Source organism: Citrobacter sp. L55, from assembly GCF_002850715.1.
GTDB lineage: Bacteria > Pseudomonadota > Gammaproteobacteria > Enterobacterales > Enterobacteriaceae > Citrobacter > Citrobacter braakii.
The window spans coordinates 101,710-110,788 of the sequence record NZ_KZ559412.1 but is presented as its reverse complement, the minus strand read 5'-3'; the positions used below and the strand labels follow the sequence as shown (position 1 = coordinate 110,788).

Below are 9,079 nucleotides of genomic sequence, written 5' to 3'. Positions count from 1 at the left end.
CAGAACTTCAACGTGTATCTGCGGGGATGGAAACCGATGCAGCGGCAATATGTGAAGCCATAATCAGCAGGTGGAGTAATGGTGTTGTCGAGGGCCATGTAAATCGTCTGAAGATGCTGAAACGGCAAATGTATGGCCGAGCCGGGTTCGAGCTACTGAGACGACGGGTGATGAGTCCTCTGGCATGAAAATCTCCACCCAAGTTGCGGAAGACCCAATATTAGACCGTTGGTGGTGACGGTAAGTGGATCACTTTTTACCCGTTGTTGACAACATTCAGCGACGCGGATTTACGCCACCTTGACCAGGCATTTCCGGTACTGCTCAAACAGCTCGAGTTAATGCTGGTTTCCGGTGAAATCAATCCCCGCCATCAGCACTGCGTCACGCTCTACGCAAAAGGGCTGACCTGCGAGGCCGACAGCCTCGGCTCGCATGGGTACGTATACATGGCAATTTNTCCGGTACTGCTCAAACAGCTCGAGTTAATGCTGGTTTCCGGTGAAATCAATCCCCGCCATCAGCACTGCGTCACGCTCTACGCAAAAGGGCTGACCTGCGAGGCCGACAGCCTCGGCTCGCATGGGTACGTATACATGGCAATTTACCCCACACCTGCAGCAACTGCGTAAACCTTCGAACTGCTTTCCCTCGTTTTAACCCATCAACAAAGGGATCAACTATGCAAACCCAGCCACTATCCTCCACGCAGGAGGTTACGCCACGCCAGTCGCCGGTGGAGATCTGGCACCGGCTTCTNCCCCACACCTGCAGCAACTGCGTAAACCTTCGAACTGCTTTCCCTCGTTTTAACCCATCAACAAAGGGATCAACTATGCAAACCCAGCCACTATCCTCCACGCAGGAGGTTACGCCACGCCAGTCGCCGGTGGAGATCTGGCACCGGCTTCTGAGTCACCTGCTGGACCGTCACTATGGTCTGGCACTAAACGACACCCCGTTTGGCAACGACAGCGTCATCCAGGAACATATCGACGCGGGTATCTCGCTATGCGACGCCATCAATTTTATCGTGGAAAAGTACGATCTGGTACGTACAGACCGTCGCGGNAGTCACCTGCTGGACCGTCACTATGGTCTGGCACTAAACGACACCCCGTTTGGCAACGACAGCGTCATCCAGGAACATATCGACGCGGGTATCTCGCTATGCGACGCCATCAATTTTATCGTGGAAAAGTACGATCTGGTACGTACAGACCGTCGCGGTTTTAACGCAGAAACACAGTCGCCGCTTCTCACCAGTATCGATATTCTTCGCGCCCGCAAAGCCATCGGGCTGATGACCCGCAACGATTACAAAGTGGTGACCGATATCACCACCGGTAAATACAAAGAGGTGCAGCAATGAAGCTGTCTCTGACCGTGGAAGCTGATGCCGTCAATATACTGGCCCTCAACATGGGCCGAATCGCTGTTGATATCGACGGGATTGAACTGGCTGACCTGATCAATGTGGTCTGCGATAACGGNCAACGATTACAAAGTGGTGACCGATATCACCACCGGTAAATACAAAGAGGTGCAGCAATGAAGCTGTCTCTGACCGTGGAAGCTGATGCCGTCAATATACTGGCCCTCAACATGGGCCGAATCGCTGTTGATATCGACGGGATTGAACTGGCTGACCTGATCAATGTGGTCTGCGATAACGGTTATTCGCTTCGTGTTGCTGATGTCCCCGGAAAGGTGATTGTTGATGAATATCCACTCCCGCCTGTCGCACGTCTCAGCGGCATCCAGTGCAGTACTTCTCACATCACCGAAGCCGACAACACCCTGCTGTTTGCCCTTTCACATCAGCATGAAGACTTTGGTGACAGTGAATGGATTCTGTACACCGGGTCGGGCTATCTGCTTCACCTGGNCTCCCGCCTGTCGCACGTCTCAGCGGCATCCAGTGCAGTACTTCTCACATCACCGAAGCCGACAACACCCTGCTGTTTGCCCTTTCACATCAGCATGAAGACTTTGGTGACAGTGAATGGATTCTGTACACCGGGTCGGGCTATCTGCTTCACCTGGATGCGTGGTCATTTCCGGTGTTGCGGCTAAAACGCCTCGGTCTGTCAAAAGACTGTCGTCGCCTGGTGGTAACGCTTATGCGCCGTTACTCGGTCGACATTGTTCATCTGGATGCCTGTGGCGAAGTGCTGCCGGGCTTCGCCACGTTTGACTGGTAATGCTTCCTCAGTAATCACAAGGTTTTCACATGCCGGAATTAACCACCGAACCAGCTCTCAACATTCTGATTGGCTGGCTCCAGGACAATGTCGATTGTGGCAGCGAAATTATCTTCGATAACGACGAAGACAATACCGATTCAGCGGTACTGTTGCCCAAGATTGAACAGGCACTCAGGAATGTTCGCTAACTTCGTTATCTTCAGCTTCTGCAACAAGCCAGTACAGATTAGCCTCCGAACCTTACTCATCACCCACATACAGAGCCAGCCCTCACCGGCTGGCGTTTCGCTTTATATAAAGGAAATTACTGATGGCAGAACTAACTCTCACCGAACCTGAAGTTTTGACCAACCATACCGATGTGATTTGCTCCACCAGTATTGAGCGTATTGTCACCGGACGGAATGTCGCGCTGGCACAGATTGAAGCTCTTATTCAGCAACTTGACGATATCTCTGCCCTGACAAGCAGTGTCGGCGCAGGTAAATCGAATGAATGGGGAGTACGGCAATACCGTTACGACTGCTGGTTGATGGATAAACCAGAAACAGCGATAAAAGCCATCACCCGAAATATCGATCGCAGCATCTGGAAAGACCTGATGAATAAGTCGGGAATGCTGGCGCTCATGGACGCACAGGCACGCGAAGAGTGGTACAACAGTCTGGAAAAGGACGATATTCCCGCTGTCAGTGAAGAGAATATTCTCAGCACCTTTGAGCAGCTACATCAAAGTAAAGCGGAGGTGTTCGAGCGTGGGATCATTAACGTGTTTAAAGGACTAAGCTGGGATTACAAGAGCAACAGCCCCTGCAAGTTCGGGAAGAAGATCATCGTGACAGGGCTGGTGAAACATGATCGTTGGGGATTTGGGCTTAACTGGGGCTGGCAGCGCGATCGATTAGCTGACCTTGAGCGGATGCTGATGATCTTTGACGAAAAGCCTGTACCTGACAACCGCGCTGATGTTACCCATCGTCTCAGCGACCATATTCATGAGAACAGGCATAGCAATTGTTACGAGGACGAGATGTTTGCGATTAAATACTTTCAGAAGGGAACCGCACATATCAGCTTCAAACGACCAGAGCTGGTTGATAAGCTCAATGACATCATTGCTAAACATTATCCTGGAATGTTATCTTCACAATCTAGCGCCACGAATTGATTACAATCGCTATTTAGCCCACATTCCCACAAGTAAAATCATTTGGGGGTGCTTATGGGGGTTAATCATTTATCCAACACGGAACATCAACGTTTAATCAATAAGTTAACCACCAAATGCGACTCCTGTGATCTTCCGCCAAAATGCTCATATCATCCTCAAAGATTTTATTTCGTCTCAATTGTCATAACCTTCAGAATTAAGGAAAAGACAATAAATTTAGCACTAACTGCCGCTACTGTTTTGCTACACTTTTAAGTCCTTTGCTCGCAGTCCGAGTACAAAAACTTATCGAAAAACACTCCTTTATGCACACACTTTCCAGAAAGTGAGAGTGGTAACACGATATGGGATCAGACTAGCCATAGACTTTTTGCGAATTTACTTTCTGTTATGGCTAAAGATATAGGCTACGATTTTGATCGAGTTCATTTGCAGAATACTATTTATATAGCTGTTGCTCACGGGCAAATAAATTTAGATAATCTAAAAATTCGCAAAGGGATGGCTTCAATTTTCTCTGGTTAAACAGCATTGAAAATGGATGTAGTTTCTTTTCCCGAATCCTCTGACGCTCAAAATTCTTAATAGAACTAACCTACATTTCTGGCTCAATACCTAATTTACGTAATTCATTTCTCCCCAAGGTTTTGAGCCAATTCCCCAAACTCATCCCCTCTGCTTTTGCGGCAGCCTCAAATTGCGCCTTTAACTCCGGAGTGATACGAATCTGGAAAGTCGGTGCTTTTCCAGATTTGGACTGATTTGGGTCGCGTTTAGCCGTTGACATATACGTACCTACAAGCGCAAGATATCACCAATCAGGTACGTACCTTTATATCTGACGACCTGACTCATAAACGCTCTCGCCCGGTATTCGCAGTACCCGACGAGAGCTAACCTCACCAACTATCAAGGAGTTGATTATGGCTGATTCGCATTCTACCCCAGACACCGACCAATCTGGAACCGAGCGTTCGGTAATTGTGGGATATCGCCCGAATGTTTTCGACAAATCCACACCCAAAATTATTCTTTCCGGCAAGTGGCTACGCGAAGCGGGGTTTGATACCGGGCAACAGATTACCGTAAAAGTGATGAATGGCTGCATCGTCCTGATGGTCTATGGTGAGCAGGAGCAACGGTTGCAGGATGAGTTGAAAGAGGCAAATCAGAAGCTGAATAGAATTGGGAGCACGCTGGCGACTCTTCAGTAACATATAACTGAACCTGTAAGCGTTACTTATAGGTTTACCAGGTGCCGGATGGCGCTAACGCTTATCCGGCCTACTTTCAAAATGAATCACTCTTCCATAACCAATCATCCTAATTATATATGGCTATTTTAAATTTAACTGTGGAATGATTTATTTATTTTTCTCTATTATTAATGTTTTCACTATTGCAAACCAATCGTAAAAACCCTCATATATTATTTTTCAACAAAATGAGTTGTTAAAATGGCAATTACTGTTTACCTCTGTCTCAAAGACGTCAGAGGTAAAGATAAGCTATGGTAAGTGATGATGATATCATCGCCTGGTACGATGAAACATTTAATAAACCCAGCTTATTCTTTAAAAAGCGTTGGCCAGTCACTCTCGATACCAGCCTTTCAACGGGAGATTATGTGTGGGCCAGTGAAACGGGTGCAGACATCATGGATACTTACTTTGCAACTTTCAATGTTGATTGCGCCAATTTCGATTTCTATAAATATTGGCCTATTGAGACATTCATACTTTATGCAATGTTTACCTGTAGCAGAGATGACGATGAGCCACAGCCATTAACACTCCGCATGCTGGCAGAGTCTGCAAAAGCGGGTAAATGGCTTTATGACTGAACCTTATTGACGGATGCCATTTATCCGACCTACCGCTTCCCCAAAAAATAAAGCCGCTGACCCATTAATCAGCGGCTTTCTGTCACCTGCAGTTACGTCAAAAGTTATATTTCACACCCAGCATACCGCGGGTATCGCTGTAGCCTTTGTCACCAACCTGTTGGGCCACGTTGCTCCACACGTTGAGGCGCGGAGTGATTTGACCTTCAACACCGACTTTCAGCTCGCCAATGTTCTTGGTGCCACGCATGTCGTTGCTCACATCATCCATCTTCACGCGAGTCGTCTGCGTGTTGTGGATCCAGTTGGCTTCAACAAACGGCTGGAACTCACGAGATTTACCGTCGTCGATGGCGTTGTGACCGTTAATAAAGGCTTTTACCCCCAGACGGGTCATCAGGTTGCCATCGGTGTTGTCCTTCACGCGGGTGCCGTTCGCTTCGCGGTGGCTGTCGGCCTGCACGTCCATCCACACCACCTGAGCTTTCGGTTGCAGCCAATAGCTGTTGCGCTCGTTTTCACCCAGTTTGAAGCTGTAACCGGCTTCAACAGAAGCGGTGATCCCGCTGGATTTATATTTCTCCGTCGCCTGCTCCTGACCCATCACCTTGTTATCAAACCAGTTGTACAGCACCCAGGTGTCTACATAAGTGCCGGTCTTGTCAGCGTCATTGGCATACCAGGTGCCGTACAGTCCCACGCTGTAACCAGTGACCTGACCACGTGAATGGTAGCCGGTCAGACTGGACTGCGTGCGGTTCTGGCTGTTGGCATAACCAGCCATCGCGCCGAGGTGCCAGCGGTCGAGACCGTCGCTGCTCCACTGCGCCAGGTCACCGCCTAACTGCAAGACATAGCTGTTGCTTTGGGTTTTCAACTGCCCGCTACCGTCTTTGAAGCGGGTATGTGCCCCGACGTTACGCATCCACAGACTGGTGACTTTTTTCTCGCCCGTCAGCATATCGACGTACTGCGTTTCGCCCAGACGATCGTGGAGTCGGGTCATGAACAGCGTGTTAGCAGCGTAGTTGTTCGCCAGATAACTGCCTGCTTCCGGGCGGTACTGCTGCTCAGTGACAGGGGGCGCAACAGGTTCTTCCGGCTCAGGGATAATCGGGTCGACAGGATCGACCGGGTCCGGGTCAACAGGACCTGGGTCAATAGGGTCAACCGGGTCCGGGTCAACGGGATCTGGGTCAATAGGGTCAACCGGGTCCGGATCGACGGGGTCCGGCTCTTCCGGATCCGGCGGAGCAGGAATAAAGCTGGTCAGATACCAGTTGCTGCCCTTTTGCACCACGTTATAGTCGTACGCACCGGCAACAATACGGCCCGCTTTCTCAAAAGTACCGTCAGAATTACCGGCCACTTCGATGATCTCAATACCTTCAATGGTTTGCGCCCCGGTTCCGCCAATATTGTTCACTGCCACAAATGCGTTACCCGCGGTGTTGCCGAGCACTTTCAGCTTGTCGGTTTCAGAGGCATCGTCATTCAGGACGGTATTGAAAACGAGTTTTCCGCCGTTGCCGGTAAAATCTTCATTGATAGTAAGCGTCTGCCACGGTTCGCCGTCAGCATGCCCAAAGTTCACCACTGACCCGCCGTTCAGCGTCAGGTCGGTGAGCGTTGAGCTGTTGGTCATGTTCCAGGTCGCATCGCTCATTTGCAGCGAGATAACCCCCGTCCCGGCAGTGGCGCTGGTGACGTATGACGCCCCACTCCACAACGAGTTGTCGGTCATATTGAGTTTGATGGTACTGTTTTGCTGCGGCTGGGTGTTGTTTGCGGCAATAGCACCGGCTGCGTGAAGATCGCCGTCGATAAGGAAACGCCCGCCAGCAGAACCGTCGACGATACCGCCCGTTTCTGTACTGATGGCATAACTTTCATTGCTGTGATTGCCCGCCATAGCAATAGTAGCGCCGCCACCGAGATTTACCGTGCCGCGTGAAATCGCATACAGGCCGCGTGGGGCCTTGCTGAATGAGTAAACTTTATCGATGCTGTTAACACGAATCGTCGCATTATCACCCAGATTCACCGTCGCATTATAGGAATAGACCGCATGGGCGCTGGCTCCGCTCACCGAAATAGTGGCGTTATTGCCCAGTTCCGTTTTGGAAGATGAGGCGGCGTAGACCCCTATTGAGGAAGTGCCCGATGTCTCGATGGTGGCGTCATTGCCAAGGCGGATTGAGGACCCGCTCTGTCCGGAGCGGATTCCCTCTGAGCTGTTACCGGTAGTCACAATGTGGGCACGATCGCCGACAATAATCGTATTTTTGGCAAGCGTTGCGTCTCTAAACGCGTTGGCGGTGATGCCACGTCCCTGGTTACCGGTGGTTTGAATATACAGATCGTCGCCGACGTAGATGTTTGCTGAGCCTATCCCACCCTGACCGATGGCGTTGTATCCGGCGTTAATACCGTCACCATCCTGGCCATCTACATAAATACTTGTGCGATCCCCGGTGATAATAAAGACTGGATTATCCGGCGTATTAGCCCCGTGCGTGCGGATACCGTCAACATCTTTACCATTATTAGCGGCATTCTTTGACTGTGTGCGAATCGTCAGGTCGTCACCGAAAATAACGCCCGGGCTACCCGTCGCGCTGTTCTGAATAACGGTAATGGTGTGTTCGAAGGCTTCTCCTCCTGGCCCATTGAGCGTTAATCCATGACCATAAACGGGAATGGTGCCGGCACTCCACTGATAAACATAATTCGGTGTAGCGCTTTTTTTTTCGAAACTGCCATTTGCCTGTGCAGGAAATAAAGCCTGCAACTCCGGCGAAAGACTGCTCACCATTCCACTGGCAGGAAGACTATCAATATCAATCCAGGCCGCGTGGGTTGAAAATACCATTGACGTTAACGCGGTTGATACCGCTATCGCAATGCGTGAGTAATGCTTAGGTTTTTTCATAATAGCCTCCTGCTTTCGGGCGTAGGGCGTCCACCACATCGCAAAGATGTGAAAATAGTAAAAATCAAAAATACGTTATAAAATATTCGACAGTATTTGATGAATGCTATGGCCTAATTTATCTTCAAGCCTGAGCTTGTAGACATATATTTTCTTAATATCTATATTATCTATTTTGGTAATTTGCTGAATACTTTTCCCTGACACAAATCGCTTCAGTAATATCATTTCTGTATAGTTGAGTGTGCGTCCGCGTTTACTGTTCGCAAGGTGGCCGGTAAATAATCGGCGAATTTTTTGATGCTGAACTTCATCATCATCATCGGAATATATAATCCCTTGTATTTTATTGCTTTTCGACAGCCAGTAGTTGGCTAACGGCGCGAGATTCCTGTCCGCTATCAACACAATATACATACCGCTGTAGGCCAGCCGGTCAACCCATTGCGGATCGGCGAACAGGCGCAGGTTTGGGAAGGAAAAGTCCACAAAAATAAACCCACGCGACAAATGATTTTGATTATTAAGGAGAAGTTTTTCAATAATTCCTTTTTGCAGAAAACTATTTCCCTCTGGCCAGATCGCAAAAGTGGCTCGGTGACAGTAGCTGGCGCGTACCACAGTATCCGGAAATAATTGACAGGATAATTCACAGCTTATGCAACGAACACTCTGTGATGGTGATCTCTTCATCAAAAATGACTCCTGTTATTTTTCCATAAATATTTCATTGGTAAATAAATGTGTCAATCCGACACGTATGACATTCCTTGTCAGTTAATAACAGTGACACTTAAAAAATGTAATAAACTCCTGATACGCTATTATGAATAGGCTGTAAGCAATGCGATTGCGCTAAGCTTTTTTCTGCTTTATCTCAGAATAACAGTCTGGGTATTAGGAATTTTATGCATAAATCCAAATCC

At 48.8% G+C, this 9,079-nt stretch carries 11 protein-coding genes and 5 pseudogenes; 13 read left to right on the top strand and 3 right to left on the bottom strand.

Features of this window, described 5'->3' with window-relative positions; translation table 11 throughout:
• From B9P82_RS21855 to B9P82_RS29460, 11 genes and pseudogenes are all read left to right on the top strand, one after another.
• The coding region (locus B9P82_RS21855; RefSeq protein WP_143704275.1) for a transposase at positions 1-188 on the top strand (188 nt) is incomplete at its 5' end.
• A gap of 87 nt (positions 189-275) precedes the next feature.
• Positions 276-464: pseudogene (locus tag B9P82_RS29065) on the top strand (type IV toxin-antitoxin system YeeU family antitoxin); the annotation flags it as partial.
• Positions 450-632, top strand: coding sequence for a type IV toxin-antitoxin system YeeU family antitoxin (locus tag B9P82_RS29060; RefSeq protein ID WP_101700913.1), 183 nt, complete (start codon positions 450-452; stop codon positions 630-632). The pseudogene B9P82_RS29065 and the gene B9P82_RS29060, both read left to right, overlap by 15 nt.
• Before the next feature lie 203 nt (positions 633-835).
• Positions 836-1,066 (top strand): annotated as a pseudogene (locus tag B9P82_RS29055) (TA system toxin CbtA family protein); the annotation flags it as partial.
• A 6-nt stretch (positions 1,067-1,072) separates the two neighbouring features.
• A pseudogene (locus B9P82_RS21845) lies at positions 1,073-1,372 on the top strand (TA system toxin CbtA family protein); the annotation flags it as partial.
• Positions 1,369-1,452 (top strand): annotated as a pseudogene (locus B9P82_RS29475) (DUF5983 family protein); the annotation flags it as partial. The pseudogenes B9P82_RS21845 and B9P82_RS29475, both read left to right, overlap by 4 nt.
• Positions 1,453-1,605: 153 nt before the next feature.
• The gene (locus B9P82_RS29470; RefSeq protein ID WP_371412087.1) at positions 1,606-2,076 is read left to right on the top strand and encodes a DUF5983 family protein; all 471 of its coding nucleotides are present in this window, start codon (positions 1,606-1,608) and stop codon (positions 2,074-2,076) included.
• Positions 2,064-2,204: a DUF5983 family protein gene (locus B9P82_RS29465; RefSeq protein WP_371412086.1), complete on the top strand. Its 141-nt coding sequence runs from the start codon at positions 2,064-2,066 to the stop codon at positions 2,202-2,204. The genes B9P82_RS29470 and B9P82_RS29465 overlap by 13 nt, the downstream gene beginning before the upstream one ends.
• A 29-nt stretch (positions 2,205-2,233) precedes the next feature.
• Positions 2,234-2,395: a DUF957 domain-containing protein gene (locus B9P82_RS21830; RefSeq protein ID WP_101700911.1), complete on the top strand. Its 162-nt coding sequence runs from the start codon at positions 2,234-2,236 to the stop codon at positions 2,393-2,395.
• Between the two features lie 122 nt (positions 2,396-2,517).
• The gene (locus B9P82_RS21825; RefSeq protein ID WP_101700910.1) at positions 2,518-3,375 is read left to right on the top strand and encodes a DUF4942 domain-containing protein; all 858 of its coding nucleotides are present in this window, start codon (positions 2,518-2,520) and stop codon (positions 3,373-3,375) included.
• 321 nt (positions 3,376-3,696) lie between these two features.
• A pseudogene (locus B9P82_RS29460) lies at positions 3,697-3,903 on the top strand (DUF6680 family protein); the annotation flags it as partial.
• A 70-nt stretch (positions 3,904-3,973) separates the two neighbouring features.
• Here the strand turns inward: B9P82_RS29460 and B9P82_RS21815 are convergent.
• Entirely contained in the window at positions 3,974-4,165 is a 192-nt protein-coding gene (locus B9P82_RS21815; protein ID WP_003844491.1) for a toxin-antitoxin system HicB family antitoxin, read from the bottom strand.
• Between the two features lie 136 nt (positions 4,166-4,301).
• Here B9P82_RS21815 and B9P82_RS21810 point away from each other — a divergent pair, with 136 nt between their 5' ends.
• Positions 4,302-4,592, top strand: coding sequence for a SymE family type I addiction module toxin (locus B9P82_RS21810; protein ID WP_047415746.1), 291 nt, complete (start codon positions 4,302-4,304; stop codon positions 4,590-4,592).
• Positions 4,593-4,888: 296 nt separating this feature from the next.
• Entirely contained in the window at positions 4,889-5,221 is a 333-nt protein-coding gene (locus tag B9P82_RS21805; RefSeq protein ID WP_075848930.1) for a DUF1493 family protein, read from the top strand.
• Between the two features lie 97 nt (positions 5,222-5,318).
• Here B9P82_RS21805 and misL read toward each other — a convergent pair whose 3' ends face one another.
• Positions 5,319-8,153, bottom strand: coding sequence for an intestinal colonization autotransporter adhesin MisL (misL, locus tag B9P82_RS21800; RefSeq protein ID WP_101700909.1), 2,835 nt, complete (start codon positions 8,151-8,153; stop codon positions 5,319-5,321).
• Between the two features lie 75 nt (positions 8,154-8,228).
• Positions 8,229-8,846, bottom strand: coding sequence for a helix-turn-helix transcriptional regulator (locus tag B9P82_RS21795; RefSeq protein WP_047358482.1), 618 nt, complete (start codon positions 8,844-8,846; stop codon positions 8,229-8,231).
• Positions 8,847-9,079: the final 233 nt, after the last annotated feature.

Bases quoted from the DNA above. Each gene is read 5' to 3' on its own strand.
- B9P82_RS21830 (WP_101700911.1), top strand. From the start codon at position 2,234: ATGCCGGAATTAACCACCGAACCAGCTCTCAACATTCTGATTGGCTGG.
- B9P82_RS21825 (WP_101700910.1), top strand. From the start codon at position 2,518: ATGGCAGAACTAACTCTCACCGAACCTGAAGTTTTGACCAACCATACC.
- B9P82_RS21815 (WP_003844491.1), bottom strand. From the start codon at position 4,165: ATGTCAACGGCTAAACGCGACCCAAATCAGTCCAAATCTGGAAAAGCA.
- B9P82_RS21810 (WP_047415746.1), top strand. From the start codon at position 4,302: ATGGCTGATTCGCATTCTACCCCAGACACCGACCAATCTGGAACCGAG.
- B9P82_RS21805 (WP_075848930.1), top strand. From the start codon at position 4,889: ATGGTAAGTGATGATGATATCATCGCCTGGTACGATGAAACATTTAAT.
- misL (WP_101700909.1), bottom strand. From the start codon at position 8,153: ATGAAAAAACCTAAGCATTACTCACGCATTGCGATAGCGGTATCAACC.
- B9P82_RS21795 (WP_047358482.1), bottom strand. From the start codon at position 8,846: ATGAAGAGATCACCATCACAGAGTGTTCGTTGCATAAGCTGTGAATTA.